Consider the following 16,719-nt stretch of genomic DNA (forward strand, 5'->3'; position numbering starts at 1 on the left):
GCCCCCACTCCCACCCGCAAGGTGCCCGCACTACACTGCGGGCATGACACGGGGAACAACATGGCACGCATTCTGATCGTCGACGACTCACCGTCGCAGCTGTTGGGGATACAGCGCATCGTCGAGAAACTCGGGCACCAGATCCTGACCGCGACCGATGGCGCGGCCGGGGTGGAAACGGCGAAAGCCGAACTGCCCGACCTGGTATTGATGGACGTGGTGATGCCCAACCTCAACGGTTTCCAGGCCACCCGCACGCTCGCCCGCGACGAGGCGACCCGGCACATTCCGGTGATCCTGGTGACCACCAAGGACCAGGACACCGACCGCATGTGGGGCATGCGCCAGGGCGCCAAGGCCTACATCACCAAGCCGTTCTCCGAAGACGAACTGTCCGAGGTGCTGGAACGCGTGTTCGCCGGCCAGGGCTGAGACGTTCCCGGTAGGTGCCAACCTTGGTTGGCACGCGTTCAAATCCGCCGGCCAGCGGCCGGCACTACCTTCAAATGGTCTCGCCGAACGCCTTTGCCAGGTTCCGGTAGGCCTTCTTCTGCGCCTCGTTCGTCGCCGCGGGCGCAACGATTTCCAGTTCCACGATCTGGTCGCCGTCCGGGTTGCCCGGCAGGCCACGACCGCGCAGGCGCAGCTTGCGGCCGGCATCGGAATCGGCCGGGATCTTCAACTCCACGCCCCCACCCAGGGTGGGCACGCTGATGCTGGTACCCAGCGCCGCCTGCCAGGGCGTTACCTGCAGCGTGTAGAGGATGTTGCGACCATCGACCTCGAACTGCGGATGGGCGGCGTACTCCACTTCCAGCAGCAGATTGCCGCCGTGGTTGCCCTGCCCCGCCAGACGGATGACCTGGCCGGGGCGGATGCCCTTCGGCACGCGCACGTCCAGCTGCTTGCCATTGACGGTGATGCGCAGGCTGTCACCGCTGTACGCGGCTTCCAGCGGCACCGACAGCTTGGCGCGGGTATCGCGGTTGGGTGCATGGCCCTGGCTGCTGAAGCCCGGGCCCGGGCCGGCGCCCTGGCCGCCACGCTGGCGCGCGAACAGGCTCTCGAAGAAATCGCTGAAGCCACCGCCCGCGCCGCCGCCGCCGAACACTTCCTCGAAATTGAAACCGCCGGCGCCACCGTAGTTCGGCGGCACGTTGAATTCCTCGCCCGGGCGATAGCCTTGGGCGCGCAGCTGGTCATAGGCGGCGCGCTTTTCCGGGTCGCGCAGTGCCTCGTAGGCCTCGTTGACCGCCTTGAACTTGTCCTCGGCGCCCGCCTCCTTGCTCACGTCCGGGTGGTACTTGCGCGCCAGCCTGCGGTAAGCGGTCTTGATCTCCGCCTCGCCCGCACTCGGTTCCACCCCCAGGGTGGCGTAGTAATCCTTGAATTCCATCCAGCTACCTCGATCTGCTTCGGCCGCGCCGGTGGCGCCGCCCCAGGTTCATTCTACGCGCCGGCATGCTACGCCGCTGCCCATGCCGGGCCGGTGATGCCGGATGATCCAGCGCAATGCGCCCACCGCTCCCCTGCCCCAGGCTGGAGCTGGCGACGCTGCCGGCATGGCCTCAGGATGGGGTGTGCACGCCGGGTTTCCAATGTCTTGACGCCTCCCTCCCATCAGGCCCACTAGCCTGCCCACAGCAAGGAGTTCCCATGACGATCCAAGTCGGCGACCGTATTCCGGAAGTCACCCTCAAGCGCATCCGCGAGGGCATCGAAACCGTGGACACCCACGCGCTGTTCGATGCACGCAAGGTGGTTCTGTTCGCCGTCCCCGGTGCCTTCACCCCCACCTGTTCGGCGCGCCATCTGCCCGGCTTCGTGGAAAAGTTCGCGGCATTCCGCCAGCGCGGCATCGATGTGTACTGCATGGCCGTCAACGATCCGTTCGTGATGAAGGCGTGGGCCGCCGACCAGCGCGTGCCCGATGGCCTGCAGATGCTCTCCGACGGCAATGCCGAACTGACCCACGCGCTGGGCCTGGAACTGGATGCCAGCGCCTCAGGCATGGGCATCCGCTCACGCCGCTTCGCCCTGTATGTCGATGACGGCGTGGTACGCGCCGCCTGGATCGAGGAGCCCGGCCAGTTCGAGGTGTCCTCGGCCGACTACGTGCTGGAGCACCTCCCCACCTGACACCCCACTGCAAGAGGAACCGGCCAGCCATGTCCAACAAGCCAGCCAAAGCCAGCAAGTCCACCACCACGCCCGGTACGCAGGTGCCCGGCATCAGCGACCGCGATACCCTGCGCGAGCGCGCGCGGCGCAACATCGAGGACGGTGCGATCACCGACAGCTACAGCGCTGACCGCAAGGCCGTCATCAAGCTGCTCAACGATGCCCTCGCCACCGAGTATGTGTGCGTGCTGCGCTACTACCGGCACTACTTCATGGCCAAGGGCATGCTGGCCGATGCGGTCAAGGCCGAATTCCTCGAGCACGCGCAGCAGGAACAGGCGCATGCGGGCAAGCTGGCCGAGCGCATCGTGCAGCTCGGCGGCGAACCGGATTTCAATCCGGACACGCTGACCAAGCGCTCCCATGCCGAGTACAAGGAAGGCAGCGACCTGCGCGACATGGTGCGTGAGAACCTGGTGGCCGAACGCATCGCCATCGACAGCTACCGCGAGATGATCACCTTCATCGGCGACCGCGACACCACCACCAAGCGCATCCTGGAGGAGATCCTGGCGCAGGAGGAGGAACACGCCGATGAGTTCGCCGACCTGCTGGACGGGTGGATCGGGAAATGATCCGGCAGATGCCAACATTGGTTGGCATCGCGCTGGTAGATGCCAACCTTGGTTGGCACTGAAAAAACCGCCTACCAAGGTGGGCGTCTACCAGGGGTTGGCATTGCTCTGGTAGATGCCAACCTTGGTTGGCACTGAAAAAACCGCCCACCAAGGTGGGCGTCTACCAGGGGTTGGCATTGCTCTGGTAGATGCCAACCTTGGTTGGCATTGAGAAAACCGCCCACCAAGGTGGGCGTCTACCAGGGGTTGGCATTGCTCTGGTAGATGCCAACCTTGGTTGGCATTGAGAAAACCGCCCACCAAGGTGGGCGTCTACCAGGAGCGTCTACACCGGCAGCGCCGGCGTCAGCGCAAAACGGTGAACCGCACCTGCGTCCACGCACCATCGGTAGCCAGTGCGGTCAGCGTATGCGCACCGGGCTCGGCAAACTCGCGCTGCATCAACTGCGCCCCCTGCGTGCGGGCGATCCAGCGCCCATCCAGCAGCCAGTCCACCGCCTGCTCGCTGCCCAGCGCGCGCAGCTGCAGGCGCACGCCATGCTGTGCGTTGGGGGCCCGGGCCAACGCCGCGCCATCGTTCAAGCCATCGATGTGCAAGGCCACGCTCGCTTCGCGGCCATCGTCCCGGCAATCGGCGGCCAGTGGCGGCAACTGCGATGCATCGCGCGTGGCCTTGGGCAACCACGGTGACAGCAATGCCGGCCAGCGCGCGATCTCGCGCTCCACTTCCGCGTGTGGCGCACGGCAGTCGGCGGACAGCCGCTGCCCTGTACGCGCATCGGCAATGTAGCGCTGCCGGCCCGGCTGCCAGCGGCGGGCCTCACGTTCGGGGAAGGTTGGCGGCACACCGCCGTCCAGCAGCCAGGCCGGCATGCGCCGCTGGCACAGCGACGCGGGCAACGCCTCGGCCAGTTCGCCGGTGGGCCAGCACACATCGGCGCGGCTGACGCTGGCCGGCATCGGTGCAGCCGCGGCATCGCCACGCTGCCGCGGCAGGCTGTCGACCACCTCGAACATCAGCGGCAGCGCGGTGACCGCGCCGTACTGGCCCGGCAGCGGCGTACCATCGGGCCGCCCCACCCACACCCCCACGGTGTAGTGGCGGGTGCTGCCGATCGCCCAGGCATCACGATAGCCATAGCTGGTGCCGGTCTTCCACGCCACGCGCGGGCGCCCGCCGACATCGAACGTGCCCACGCCATAGCCCGGGCGCGGGTTGGATTCGAGCATCTCACGCACGATCCAGCTGGCCCCGGGCGAGGCCAGACGGCGCTCGATCATCGGTTCGTCCTGGGTGTAGCGCACCCGGCCGGCAATGCCATTGCGGTTGAGCGCGGCGAAGGCGCCGACCAGATCCTCAAGCCGCGCGCCCGTGCCGCCGAGGATGAGCGACAGGTTGGGCGTGCTGCCGGGTGGAAAGCGCAGCTGGATGCCCGCGTGCGAGAGACGCGCGGCAAAGCGCGCCGGGCCCACCCGCTGCAGCAGGTCCACCGCCGGCACGTTCAACGACAGGCGCAGCGCGCTGGCTGCTCCCACCGGCCCGTTGAACGCCTCATCGAAATTGCCCGGCCGGTAGCCGCCGAAGCTCTGCGGCGCATCCACCAGCAGGCTTTCCGAATGGATCAGGCCATCATCCAGCGCCATCGCATACAGGAAGGGCTTGAGGGTGGAACCCGGCGAACGCCACGCCTGCACCATGTCCACGTGGCCCAGGCGCTGGCGGTCGCCGAAGGACAGCGTGCCTACGTAGGCACGCGCCTGCAGGGTCTGGTTGTCGACCACCAGCAGGGCCGCCGAGGTGCGCTCGGGCAGCGTGGAGAAGTAACTGGCCACGCGCTCTTCCAGCGTGCGCTGCAGGTCCAGGTCGATGCTGCTCTGGATGCGCGCCTGGCCCGGCTGCGCCGAATGCAGCCGCTGTGCCAGCAGCGCCGCATGCATCGGCGGGCGCAGCGAGCGCGCGACCACGTTCTCGATCCGTGCGTCGTCCACTTCCTCCGGGGTCCACACGCCCTGTTCGGCCATGCGCGCCAGCACCTTGTCGCGCGCCTTCTGCGCCGCTTCCGGGTGCCGGTCCGGGCGCAGCCGGCTGGGCGCCTGTGGCAGTACTGCCAGCAGCGCGGCCTCGGCGTGCGACAACTGCGTGGCCGGCTTGCCGAGGTAGGCCCAGCTGGCCGCCTCCACGCCCTCGACGGTGCCGCCGTAGGGCGCACGCTCCAGATACAGCGCCAGGATCTGCGCCTTGGACAGGTGCACTTCCAGCTGTACCGCGCGCAGCATCTGCTTGAGCTTGCCCCACGGCGTGCGCGAATGCGGATCGAGGATGCGCGCGACCTGCATGGTGAGGGTCGAGCCGCCGGAGACGATATGGCCACCCCGGAGCAACTGGCTGCTGGCGCGCAGGATCGCCAGCGGATTGATGCCGGGATGCTGCCAGAACCAGCGGTCCTCGTAGGTCAGAAGTGCCTGCAGGTACAGCGGTGAAACGCTGTCGGCCGAGGCCGGGTAGCGCCATACGCCCTCGGCATCGGCGAAGGCCCGCAGCGGGCTGCCATCCGCAGCCACCACCAGCGTGCTGGTATCGCGCTGCTTCGGCAGCGGCGGCGGGAAGGCGAAATCCAGCACCAGCAGCAGCACCAGCAGCGCCGCCGTGCCCCAGCGCAGCCAGGGCCACAGCGGCTGCAGCCGGCGGCGCAGGGCCGCCTGCCGGGTGGTCCAGTTGATCTTCATTGCAGCGTGCCGGAGGTACGGGCCGCGCCGTCGCGGCCCGTCCGCGCGGTCACGGCTGGACCACCGTGATGGTGGTCGGGTTGCTGCGGCCCACGCCACGCAGCTGCGGGCGGTACATGTCTTCCACCAGCGGCGGCGGCACCGAGTACGTACCCGGCGTCACCGCACGCACCAGGTAGAACACGTTGGCCTTGCCACCGCGCGACAGCTTCAGCGCGGCCACGTAACGGTCATCGCGGAACTCCTCGTGCTTGGTGTCGGACGCAGAACTGCGGTCGCTGACGGTGATGCCATCGACCACCACATCGGCCCACTGCTTGGCGTCGCCCAGGTTGAAGTTCTCGATCTCCAGGCCGGCCGGCAGCAGGTCGGTCAGCAGTGCATCGGGCATCTGCGTATCGGCGCTGATGGTGATGCGCACGATCAGGGCTTCGCCTTCCTTCAGCGGGCGCGGCGTCCACGGCTTGCCGTCAGTACCGAAGTAGCTGCGCTCGACGCCCAGCACGCTGTTGTCCGGCGCGGGCGCCGTACGCGGGATGCCGGCCACGTCGATGCTGGCGAACATCGGCGGCTGGCCCTGCGGGGTGAAGCGCACGCCGCTGGCCAGCTCGCTGCCGCTGAAGTTGCGACCGAACAGCTTGCGTTCGCCGATTGCCTCACTGTTGCCGCCGATCACCAGTTCACCAGCCACCAATGCCTTCTGGTTGGCGGCCAGGGCCTTGCCAAGGCGGGCGATGGCCACCTGTTCCTGCGTGCTCAGCCACATCCATCCCGCGTTGCGACGGGCATCCAGGCCACGGCCCAGATCGACCGCGCGCGCATCCCAGGCCGGCTTGGCCAGTTTGTTTTCGTGGGTCAGCGCAATCATCAGCGCGTCGTCACGGATGGCACTGCCGTAGTCACCGAAATACGACGGCCGTTCGCTGCTGGACTTGGCGAAGGCCGCCGCCAGTGCAGCCTGGCCGCGCTTGGCGTCGCCCTGCAGCGACAGCGCGACGCCCAGGTGGACCAGCGACAGGCCACCGACCGCCTTGCTGCGCTCGTTGTCGTACAGCGTGCGCAGCGTGCCCAGCGGCGCACGGTTGACGCGGGCCAGCACGTAGCCTGAATACGCCTGGTTGGCGAACTTCAGCTTCTCGCGCTCATCCTGGCCGTAGAACTGATTGCCACCGGACAACAGGTCCTCACTGAGGCGGTTGAGCGCCTTCTGCAGCACGTTGTCCGGCACGGCGAAGCCGGCGTCCTTGGCGTCGAGCAGGAACTCGGTGATGTACGGGGTCAGCCACGGGTTCACGTAACCATCGTCCCCCCACATGGAGAAGTTGCCATTGGCCACCTGCATCGAGGCCAGGCGGCCGAACGCACCTTCCATCCGCTCGCGGCGGGTCTTGGCATCCAGGCCGTCGGCGCCGAGCATCGACGAGGTGGCCTGGTCCAGGATCAGCGCGGCGTAGCCCTTGCTGGTGGTCTGTTCGGCACAGCCGTAGGGGTAGTTCAGCGCCCCCTGCAGTGCACTGGCGAACGGGATCGGCGGCAGCGGGCTGACCAGCAGCCGCGCGTTGACCGACTCGGCCATCAGGCCATCGGCCAGGCCGCTGTCCAGGCTCACCGCCGCCAGCGGATCGAGCGTGCGTACCTGCGAACGGATCACCTGCGGCCACGCCGCACGCACCGGCAGCTCGTAACGGCGATCGGCCTTGAAGCCGTTGCCATCCACCCGCACCCGCACCTTGGCCACGCTGTTGCCCTCGCGGGCTGACAACGGGAAGCTCAGCGTGGTCTTGGCATCGGCGTTCAGCTGCACGCTGCGGCTGCCCTCGCCCAGGCCCAGCGGACCCTCGGTGTCCACCTGCACGTTGAACTGGCCGGGCTTGCCGGTGAAGTTCTGCACGTCCAGGGTGACGGTGCTGCGGTCGCCCGGCGCGAGCACGCGCGGCATGCTGGCCTCGGCCAGGATCGGCGCGCGCACGATGGTTTCCACATCGCGCTTGCCGTACTGGTCATCGCTGTAGACCAGCGCCGACACGCGCAGGGTGCCATTGAAATCCGGCACCTTCAGGCGGACGCGCGCATTGCCCTTGGCATCCAGCTGCACCGGGCCGGAGAACAGATCCACGGTCTGCACGCGCGCGGTCGGGCGCTTGGCCTGCGGCAACGCCTGCAGCGCCATGTCGCCGCCGAACTTCAGCTTGCCGCTGCTGCCGTCGAAACTCTCGATCACCCGGCTGTAGATGTCGTACGCATCGATGCCAAGACGACGCTGGGCGAAGAAATGCGCGCCGGCATCGGGCACCGGGAAGCGGGTGATGTTGAGGATGCCCACATCCACCGCCGAGACGGTGACGTGCGCGGTCCTGCCGGCCAGCTGCGGTGCGCTCACCGTCACCGGCAGGTCCTGCTCCGGACGCATCTGCTTCGGTGCGACCAGGCCGACGGCCACGGTACGGCCCTTGCGGTCCATCGGCACGTGCACCACGCCCACGGCACGGGCCGGGGTGATCTTGCTGGGCGCACTGCCGCCACGGAACACCAGGGCGGTGATGTAGACGTCGTGGCGTTCCCAGTCGGCGGTGACCGGGATCTTGTAGGTGGCACCCGGCTTGGCGTCGATCTCCTGGACGTACAGCATGCGGTCGGTCTCGACCATCAGGATGCCCTTGCCGGCATGCGGCGGGGTCACCGTCACCTGCAGGGTATCGCCGGCCTTGTAGCCGGTCTTGTCCAGGCCCAGCTTGACCTTGTCCGGGCGTGCATCCAGGCCGCGGTTGTCATCGCCCCAGCTCCAGCCTGCACGGAACGGATAGCGGCTGGTCAGGCCGGTGGACGGGTCGAACACATCCACCCGGTACTCGCCCCACTCCACCGGGAAATCAAATGCGACCGCGCTGCTGCCGGCGTCGACGGTCCGGGTGTCCTTGTTCTCGAAGCGGCGGGTGAAATCGTAATCCCAGCGGTTGTCGTTGAAGGTCCAGTGGTAGTCGCGCAGTTCGCGCACCAGGGTCACCTTCAGGCCCTTGGCCGGCTGCGGCTTGCCGGCGGCGTCCACGCGCATCAGCTCGAAACGCGCATTGCCGTTGGCATCGGCACCATCGTCCGGGTTGAACAGCGGGCGCACGCCGACCAGCGCAGCGGCCGGCCACATGACACGCTTGAGCGTGCGGGTGACCGTGCGGCCACCGGTCTCGTACAGGCTGCCCGACAGCACCACGGCGATCGGCGCCTTGGCCTTGGCGGCTTCTTCCGGCAGCGCCACGTCCTCGCGCAACTGGCCATTGGCCGGCAGCGTGGTATCGACCACGTCCTTGGCTTCGCGCGGCAGCTGCAGGGTCGGGTCACCGAAGAAGTAACCCGGCAGGCCGTCCACCGGCTGCTGCTCGGCGGCCACGGCCAGGCGCGCGGTGAAGCGGTTGCCATCGGCCGGTGCGCCATACAGGTAGGCGCCATTGGCCTGCAGGCGCAGGTCTTCGCCAGGCTTCAGCGTCTTCTGCGCGCTGTCCAGGTCCAGCTTCATGCGCTCGGGCAGGAACTCCTCGATGCGCAGGGTCATGCCCTGGATCGCTTCCTTGCTGGCCGGGTCGGTGCGGAACTCGACCTGCCAGCGCCCGGTCGGCGCCTCGGCGGGGATGGTCTGCTCGAAATTGATGTAGCCCTGCTCGCCCGGCTGCAGGCGGGTTTCGCGGAACGTCTTGCCGTCGGGCTGCTTCAGGCGCAGGAACACCGGCTGCACGCTCTTGCCGGGCCCGCCCACGGGCTTGCCATCGTTGTCGCGCAGCAGCGCGGACAGGCGCACCGTCTCGCCCGGACGGTACAGGTCACGACCGGACCAGGCGTACACGTCGAACCAGGCATTGTCACGGCCGGCCACGGCGAATTCGCTCAGGTCCAACGCCGGCTGGTTGAACGGCAGGAAGCTGGTGTCCTTGCCGCTGCTGGCCACCAGCACATGGGTGGCGTCCAGGGTGTAGTTCAGCAGCGCGTTGCCATTGCTGTCGGTGCTGCCCTTGAGCACCACCTCGCCCTTGGCATCGAGCACGCGCAGGTCGACATTCTTCAGCGCCGCGCCGTCCTTCAGCCCGGCGGTATGGACGAACAGCTTGTCCTTGTATGCGCGGGTGTGCAGCCCGATGTCGCTGACCGAGAAGAACGCGGTGTCGAATTCACCCTCGTAATCGCCGGTGCGCTTGAGCAGGGCGAAGTACAGGCCGGGTTCCTGCAGCTCCTTGATGTCCTGGGTCGGCAGGTAGGTCAGGACCCGCTCGTTCTGCTTGCCACCCAGAATGAAGCGGTTGACGTAGACCGGTTCGGCCAGCTTGTTGATCGGGCTGCGCTCGTAGTCGCTGCTCAGTTCCCAGCTGCCACGGCGGCCGCCGCGCTGGTACTGGCTGAAGAATGTCGGCAGGTCCTTCTCGCGCACGCGCAGGAACTCGACGTCGACCTCGGGCACGTTCACCGAGACCACCGGCAGGCCGCGGCTGTCCTTGGCCGGCAGCACGCTGCCCTGCGAAGCGAAACCGGCCACCGGCTTCAGCTCGCCGCTGAACACCTTCTGCTTCAGTTCCTTGCCCAGGCGGCTGCCGTCGGCGGCCAGCAGGTCTTCGGAGACCACCAGGCTGAATTCCTTGCCGGCTTCGACGAAGGGGTAACGCAGGGTCAGGCCGTCATCGGACAGGGTCCAGCTGCTGTCTTCGTTGCCGACCTTTTCCTCGAAGCGTACGAGCTTGTCGAAATCCTGGGTGCCGACCAGCGGGCGCGAGAACTCCAGCGCCAGCGACAGGCCTTCACTCTTCTGGTCCGGGTAGGCGCGCAGCAGGGTGAACTCCTTCACCTGCTCGGCCTTGGTGGCGATGGCTTCGCCGCTGGCTTTGGGCAGCTGCCCGCTGTCGTTGCGGCAGCCAGCCAGGCCCAGCAACAGGCCTCCTGCCAGTACCGCCGCCGCCCACCCCCACCGCTTCCGCCGTGCCGGACCGCTCATGTCGTCACTCCTTGATCGAGGCGGCCATTATAGGCGCGCCGCGTCAAGGTGTTGACGCAGATCCGGCAATCGGCCCGGGTGCGGGTAGTGCCGGCCGCTGGCCGGCAACCGGCATGAAAGGACGCATCGGGTTGCCGGACAGCGGCCGGCACTACCGCGAAGGCCCTCCGTTAGAAGGTCCCGGCCGGCACCCGCACCTTGCCTTCCATCAGCACACGGGCGCTGCGGCTCATGATCGCCTTGGTCACCGTCCACTGGCCATCGACCTGCCCGGCCTGCGCACCCACGCGCAACGTGCCGGACGGATGGCCGAAAGTGACCGCCTCGCGCTCACCGCCACCGGCCGCACGATTGACCAGGGTGCCCGGAATGGCCGCGGCAGTGCCGATAGCGACAGCCGCAGTGCCCATCATGGCGTGGTGCAGCTTGCCCATCGACAGCGCGCGCGCGTGCAGGTCGATGGCCGAAGCAGGAATGGCTTTGCCGCTGGACGAGACGTAATCCTGTGCCGGGGCCACGAACGCCACCTTCGGCGTGTGCTGGCGGGTCGCCGCGTCTTCCAGCGTGGAGATCAGGCCCATGCGCAATGCGCCGTAGGCGCGGATGGTCTCGAACTTCTGCAGCGCGGCCTTGTCTTCGTTGATGGCTGGCTGCAGTTCGGTGCCGGTGTAGCCCAGGTCGGCGGCGCTCAGGAAGATGGTCGGGATCCCCGCAGTGATCATCGTCACCTCGAAGCTGCCTACGCCGGGCACGTCCAAGGTGTCCACCAGGTTGCCGGTAGGGAACATCGCGCCGGCATCGCCGTCATCGGACGGATCGATGAACTCCAGCTGGATCTCGGCCGCCGGGAAGGTCACGCCATCCAGCTCGAAATCACCGGTTTCCTGCACTTCGCCATTGCACATCGGCACGTGGGCGATGATGGTCTTGCCGATGTTGGCCTGCCAGATGCGCACCGTGCACAGGCCGTCGCGCGGCACACGGGCCGGATCGACCAGGCCATTGGCAATCGCAAACGGGCCGACGGCGGTACTGAGGTTGCCGCAGTTGCCGCTCCAGTCGACGAAGGCGGTGTCGATCGACACCTGGCCATACAGATAGTCCACGTCATGGTCGGGCACCGAGGCGGTGGAAATGATCACGCACTTGCTGGTGCTGGACGTCGCCCCGCCCATGCCGTCGGTGTGCTTGCCATATGGATCGGGCGAACCGATCACACGCATCAGCAGCGCATCACGCGCCGCGCCCGGCACCTGCGCGGCGTCAGGAAGGTCCTGCAGGCGGAAGAACACGCCCTTGCTGGTGCCGCCGCGCATGTAGGTGGCGGGAATACGGAGTTGCGGGAGAAAGGTCATGAACGGTTCCTTGCAATGAAAGACGGCCCGTTGCCGGGCCGTCGGTTGCCTTATGCCACCTTCGCGCCTTCCAGGAAGTCCTGGGCGAAGCGCTGCAGCACACCACCGGCTTCGTAGATCGCCACTTCCTCATCGCTGTCCAGGCGGCAGGTCACCGGCACGACCACGTCCTGGCCGTCACGGCGGTGGATGACCAGGGTCAGCTCGGCGCGCGGGGTGCGCTCGCCGACCACATCGAAAGTCTCGGTGCCATCGATACCCAGAGTCAGTCGGGTGGTGCCCGGCTTGAACTCCAGCGGCAGCACGCCCATGCCGATCAGGTTGGTGCGGTGAATCCGCTCGAAACCTTCGGCCACGATCGCTTCCACGCCAGCCAGGCGCACGCCCTTGGCGGCCCAGTCACGCGAGCTGCCCTGGCCGTAATCGGCGCCGGCAATGATGATCAGCGGCTGCTTGCGGTCCATGTAGGTCTCGATCGCTTCCCACATGCGCATGACCTTGCCTTCCGGCTCCACGCGCGCCAGCGACCCCTGCCTCACGCTGCCGTCGTCGTTGCGCACCATCTCGTTGAACAGCTTCGGGTTGGCAAACGTGGCGCGCTGTGCGGTCAGGTGGTCGCCGCGGTGGGTGGCGTAGGAATTGAAGTCCTCCTCCGGCAGGCCCATCTTCGCCAGATACTCGCCGGCCGCGCTCGAGGCCATGATCGCGTTCGAAGGCGAGAGGTGGTCGGTGGTGATGTTGTCCGGCAGCACCGCCAGCGCGCGCATCCCCGCCAGCGTACGTTCACCGGCCAGTGCGCCCTCCCAGTACGGCGGTCGGCGGATGTAGGTGCTCTGCGGGCGCCAGTCGTACAGCGGGCTGACGGCCGCGCCGTGTTCCACACGCACGTTGAACATCGGGTTGTAGACCTTGCGGAACTGCTCCGGCTTCACCGAGGCCTTCACCACCGCGTCGATCTCGGCGTCGCTCGGCCAGATATCCTTCAGGTGCACTTCGTTGCCTTCGGCATCCAGACCCAGCACGTCTTTCTCGATGTCGAAGCGCACGGTGCCGGCGATGGCATAGGCGATCACCAGCGGCGGCGAGGCCAGGAAGGCCTGCTTGGCATACGGGTGGATGCGGCCATCGAAGTTGCGGTTACCGGACAGCACGGCGGTGGCGTACAGATCGCGATCAATGATTTCCTGCTGGATGGCCGGATCCAGCGCACCGCTCATGCCGTTGCACGTGGTGCACGCGAACGCGACGATGCCGAAGCCGAGTTGTTCCAGGTCCGGCAGCAGGCCGGATTCTTCCAGGTACAGCTGCACGGCCTTCGAGCCCGGTGCCAGCGAGGACTTCACCCACGGCTTACGCTGCAGGCCTCGTGCATTGGCGTTGCGCGCCAGCAGCGCGGCAGCGATCACGTTGCGCGGGTTGGAGGTATTGGTGCAGCTGGTGATGGCAGCAATGATCACCGCGCCGTCAGGCATCAGGCCCTGCGCCTGCTCGGCCTTGCCTGCCGCCAGCTTGCCTTCATCGGCGATGCCGCGTTCGGCCAGTTCCGTGGTCGCCACACGCTTGTGCGGATTGGACGGGCCGGCCATGTTGCGCACCACGCTGGACAGATCGAAGCGCAGCACGCGCTCATACTGCGCGGTCGCCAGATCGTCGGCCCACAGGCCGGTGGTGCGTGCGTAGTTTTCCACCAGCGCCACCTGCGATTCCTCGCGGCCGGTCAGGCGCAGGTAATCGATGGTCTGCGCGTCGATGTAGAACATCGCAGCGGTGGCGCCGTATTCGGGGCACATGTTGGAAATGGTGGCGCGGTCACCGATGGTCAGTGCCGCGGCACCCTCGCCGAAGAATTCGAGCCAGGCACCGACCACGCGCTCCTTGCGCAGGAACTCGGTCAGGGCCAGCACCACGTCGGTGGCGGTGATGCCCGGCTGCGGGCGGCCGCTCAGTTCGACGCCAACGGTGTCGGGCAGGCGCATCCACGACGCGCGGCCCAGCATCACGTTCTCTGCTTCCAGCCCGCCCACACCAATGGCGATCACGCCCAGCGCGTCCACGTGCGGCGTATGGCTGTCAGTGCCCACGCAGGTATCGGGGAAGGCCACGCCGTCCTGCACGTAGACCACCGGCGACATCTTTTCCAGGTTGATCTGGTGCATGATGCCGTTGCCCGGCGGGATCACGTCCACGTTCTGGAACGCCAGCTTGGTCCAGTCGATGAAGTGGAAACGGTCCTCGTTGCGGCGATCCTCGATGGCGCGGTTCTTCTCGAATGCCTGCGGGTCGAAACCACCGCATTCCACCGCCAGCGAATGGTCGACGATCAGCTGCACGGGCACGACCGGATTCACCTTGGCCGGGTCACCGCCCTTGTCGGCGATGGCATCGCGCAGGCCGGCCAGGTCGACCAGAGCGGTCTGCCCGAGGATGTCATGGCAGACCACGCGCGCCGGGAACCAGGGGAAATCCAGGTCGCGGCGGCGCTCGATCAGCTGCGCCAGCGAATCGGTCAGCGTGCCCGGGTCGCAGCGGCGCACCAGGTTTTCGGCCAGCACGCGCGAGGTGTACGGCAGGGTGGCGTAGGCGCCGGGCTGGATCGCATCGACGGCGGCGCGCGCATCGAAGTAGTCCAGCGTGCTGCCGGGGAGGTTCTTGCGGTAATCGGTATTCATGGGCTGGCGGAGTACTTTGGGCGGGCCGGGTGCCGTCGACGCGGCAACGAAGGCATCCGGCCGGCACGTGGCCGACCGGATGGGTGCAGCTGATGGATCAGGCGCGCTTGTCGATGGCGACGAACTCGCGATCTTCCGGACCGATGTAGTTCGCGCTCGGGCGGATGATCTTGCCGTCGATGCGCTGCTCGACGATGTGCGCGCTCCAGCCGGCAGTACGGGCGATCACGAACAGCGGGGTGAACATCGCCGTCGGCACGCCCATCATGTGGTAGCTGACAGCGCTGAACCAGTCCAGGTTCGGGAACATCTTCTTGATGTCCCACATCACCGTTTCCAGGCGCTCGGCGATGTCGTACATCTTCATGCTGGACTGTTCTTCGGACAGCTCGCGGGCGACGTCCTTGATGACCTTGTTGCGCGGATCGGACACGGTGTAGACCGGGTGGCCGAAGCCGATCACCACTTCCTTGCGCTCCACGCGCGCCTTGATGTCTTCCTCGGCCTCATCGGGGTTGTCGTAGCGCTTCTGCACCTCGAACGCCACTTCATTGGCGCCGCCGTGCTTGGGACCGCGCAGCGCGCCGATGCCACCACAGATCGCGCTGTACATGTCGCTGCCGGTACCGGCAATGACGCGGCAGGCGAAGGTCGAGGCGTTGAACTCGTGCTCGGCGTACAGGATCAGCGAGGTGTGCATCGCCTTCACCCACGAATCCTGCGGCTTCTCGCCATGCAGCAGGTGCAGGAAGTGGCCGCCGATGGAATCGTCGTCGGTTTCCACGTCGATGGCGCGGCCGTTGTGGCTCCAGTGGTACCAATACAGCAGCATCGAGCCGAGGCAGGCCATCAGCTTGTCAGCGATGTCACGCGCGCCCGGATGGTTGTGGTCATCCTTTTCCGGTGCCACGCAGCCGAGTACGGACACGCCGGTACGCATCACGTCCATCGGGTGGGCCGACGGCGGCAGTTCTTCCAGCGCAGCCTTCACCGCAGCCGGGATGCCGCGCAGCGACTTCAGCTTGGCCTTGTAGGAGACCAGTTCGGCGCGGGTCGGCAGCTTGCCGTGCACCAGCAGGTAGGCGATTTCCTCGAACTCGCTGGTGTTGGCAAGGTCCAGGATGTCGTAGCCGCGGTAGTGCAGGTCGTTGCCACTGCGGCCCACGCTGCACAGCGCGGTGTTGCCGGCGGCGGTGCCGGACAGGGCGACGGACTTCTTCGGCTTGAAGGTCGGGGTTGCGGTCGTATCGTTCATGTTTTCCCTCCGAAAACTGATGGTGCAGGGTACTGCTTATTTCTTGGCGGCGAACAGGGCGTCGAGCTGCTGTTCAAAGGCGTGGTAGCCGATGCGGTCATACAGCTCTTCGCGGGTCTGCATGCTCTCCACCACGTTGCGCTGGTGACCGTCACGGCGCACCGACGCATAAACGTTCTCGGCGGCCTTGTTGGCGGCACGGAACGCCGACAGCGGGAACAGCTGGATGGCCACGCCGGCCGAGGCCAGCTCATCGCGGCTGAACAGCGGGGTGGCGCCGAATTCAGTGATGTTGGCCAGCACCGGCACCTTCACCGCATCGACGAAGCGACGGTAGGTATCCAGATCGTAGGCGGCCTCGGCGAAGATGCCGTCGGCACCGGCCTTGACGCAGGCGATGGCGCGCTCGATGGCCTTGTCCACGCCGTCCACCTGGATGGCGTCGGTGCGGGCGATCAGGAAGAAGTCCGGATCGGTCTTGGCATCGGCAGCCGCCTTCACGCGGTCGACCATTTCCCCCTGCGAGACGATCTCCTTGCCCGGCCGGTGACCGCAGCGCTTGGCGCCGACCTGGTCCTCGATGTGGCAGGCTGCCGCGCCAGCCTTGATCAGCGACTTCACCGTGCGGGCGATGTTGAACGCACTCGGGCCGAAGCCGGTGTCGATGTCGACCATCAGCGGCAGATCGCACACATCGGTGATGCGTCGCACATCGATCAGCACGTCTTCCAGGGTGTTGATGCCCAGGTCCGGCAGGCCCAGCGAACCGGCCGCCACGCCGCCGCCGGACAGGTAGATGGCGCGGAAGCCGGCGCGCTTGGCCAGCAGGGCATGGTTGGCGTTGATCGCACCGATCACCTGCAGGGGCGATTCGGCAGCCAGCGCCTCACGGAAGCGGGCACCGGCGGAAGAAGGAGCGGAAGCGGTCATTCGGCAATCCAGGTTGGAGACCTTGGGGTACCCGCAAACACCATGCCAATGT

10 protein-coding genes are annotated in these 16,719 nt (G+C 67.0%); 3 read left to right on the top strand and 7 right to left on the bottom strand.

From position 1 onward, the window contains the following. Window positions 1-60: 60 nt before the first annotated feature. The gene (gene pilH, locus C1924_RS14525; protein WP_005410644.1) at window positions 61-432 is read left to right on the top strand and encodes a twitching motility response regulator PilH; all 372 of its coding nucleotides are present in this window, start codon (window positions 61-63) and stop codon (window positions 430-432) included. Between the two features lie 70 nt (window positions 433-502). On the opposite strand, the gene C1924_RS14530 is transcribed toward pilH, so the two are convergent. Next, entirely contained in the window at window positions 503-1,396 is an 894-nt protein-coding gene (locus tag C1924_RS14530; protein ID WP_108765937.1) for a DnaJ C-terminal domain-containing protein, read from the bottom strand. A gap of 260 nt (window positions 1,397-1,656) precedes the next feature. Between C1924_RS14530 and C1924_RS14535 the strand changes: the two genes are divergently transcribed. Both C1924_RS14535 and C1924_RS14540 read left to right on the top strand, forming a co-directional pair. Beyond that, on the top strand, window positions 1,657-2,139 hold the full coding sequence (locus tag C1924_RS14535; RefSeq protein WP_108765938.1) for a peroxiredoxin: 483 nt from the start codon (window positions 1,657-1,659) through the stop codon (window positions 2,137-2,139). A gap of 29 nt (window positions 2,140-2,168) precedes the next feature. Further along, complete coding sequence (locus C1924_RS14540) at window positions 2,169-2,756, top strand: ferritin-like domain-containing protein (RefSeq protein ID WP_108765939.1); 588 nt, start codon at window positions 2,169-2,171, stop codon at window positions 2,754-2,756. A 348-nt stretch (window positions 2,757-3,104) separates the two neighbouring features. On the opposite strand, the gene pbpC is transcribed toward C1924_RS14540, so the two are convergent. The 6 genes from pbpC to prpB form a co-directional block, all read right to left on the bottom strand. Continuing rightward, on the bottom strand, window positions 3,105-5,486 hold the full coding sequence (pbpC, locus tag C1924_RS14545; protein ID WP_108765940.1) for a penicillin-binding protein 1C: 2,382 nt from the start codon (window positions 5,484-5,486) through the stop codon (window positions 3,105-3,107). A gap of 49 nt (window positions 5,487-5,535) precedes the next feature. Next, on the bottom strand, window positions 5,536-10,458 hold the full coding sequence (locus tag C1924_RS14550) for an alpha-2-macroglobulin (RefSeq protein WP_108765941.1): 4,923 nt from the start codon (window positions 10,456-10,458) through the stop codon (window positions 5,536-5,538). A gap of 170 nt (window positions 10,459-10,628) precedes the next feature. Then, complete coding sequence (gene prpF / locus C1924_RS14555; RefSeq protein ID WP_108765942.1) at window positions 10,629-11,813, bottom strand: 2-methylaconitate cis-trans isomerase PrpF; 1,185 nt, start codon at window positions 11,811-11,813, stop codon at window positions 10,629-10,631. A 50-nt stretch (window positions 11,814-11,863) separates the two neighbouring features. Next, window positions 11,864-14,482: a Fe/S-dependent 2-methylisocitrate dehydratase AcnD gene (acnD, locus tag C1924_RS14560; RefSeq protein ID WP_108765943.1), complete on the bottom strand. Its 2,619-nt coding sequence runs from the start codon at window positions 14,480-14,482 to the stop codon at window positions 11,864-11,866. Window positions 14,483-14,579: 97 nt separating this feature from the next. After that, window positions 14,580-15,737, bottom strand: coding sequence for a 2-methylcitrate synthase (gene prpC, locus C1924_RS14565; protein WP_108765944.1), 1,158 nt, complete (start codon window positions 15,735-15,737; stop codon window positions 14,580-14,582). A gap of 36 nt (window positions 15,738-15,773) precedes the next feature. Next, window positions 15,774-16,667: a methylisocitrate lyase gene (prpB, locus tag C1924_RS14570; protein WP_108765945.1), complete on the bottom strand. Its 894-nt coding sequence runs from the start codon at window positions 16,665-16,667 to the stop codon at window positions 15,774-15,776. Between the last annotated feature and the right edge of the window lie 52 nt (window positions 16,668-16,719).

It is taken from the genome of Stenotrophomonas sp. ESTM1D_MKCIP4_1 (genome assembly GCF_003086895.1).
Taxonomy (GTDB): Bacteria; Pseudomonadota; Gammaproteobacteria; order Xanthomonadales; family Xanthomonadaceae; genus Stenotrophomonas.

Coding starts and splice junctions, on each gene's coding strand:
- pilH (WP_005410644.1), top strand. CDS start 61: ATGGCACGCATTCTGATCGTCGACGACTCACCGTCGCAGCTGTTGGGG.
- C1924_RS14530 (WP_108765937.1), bottom strand. CDS start 1,396: ATGGAATTCAAGGATTACTACGCCACCCTGGGGGTGGAACCGAGTGCG.
- C1924_RS14535 (WP_108765938.1), top strand. CDS start 1,657: ATGACGATCCAAGTCGGCGACCGTATTCCGGAAGTCACCCTCAAGCGC.
- C1924_RS14540 (WP_108765939.1), top strand. CDS start 2,169: ATGTCCAACAAGCCAGCCAAAGCCAGCAAGTCCACCACCACGCCCGGT.
- pbpC (WP_108765940.1), bottom strand. CDS start 5,486: ATGAAGATCAACTGGACCACCCGGCAGGCGGCCCTGCGCCGCCGGCTG.
- C1924_RS14550 (WP_108765941.1), bottom strand. CDS start 10,458: ATGAGCGGTCCGGCACGGCGGAAGCGGTGGGGGTGGGCGGCGGCGGTA.
- prpF (WP_108765942.1), bottom strand. CDS start 11,813: ATGACCTTTCTCCCGCAACTCCGTATTCCCGCCACCTACATGCGCGGC.
- acnD (WP_108765943.1), bottom strand. CDS start 14,482: ATGAATACCGATTACCGCAAGAACCTCCCCGGCAGCACGCTGGACTAC.
- prpC (WP_108765944.1), bottom strand. CDS start 15,737: ATGAACGATACGACCGCAACCCCGACCTTCAAGCCGAAGAAGTCCGTC.
- prpB (WP_108765945.1), bottom strand. CDS start 16,667: ATGACCGCTTCCGCTCCTTCTTCCGCCGGTGCCCGCTTCCGTGAGGCG.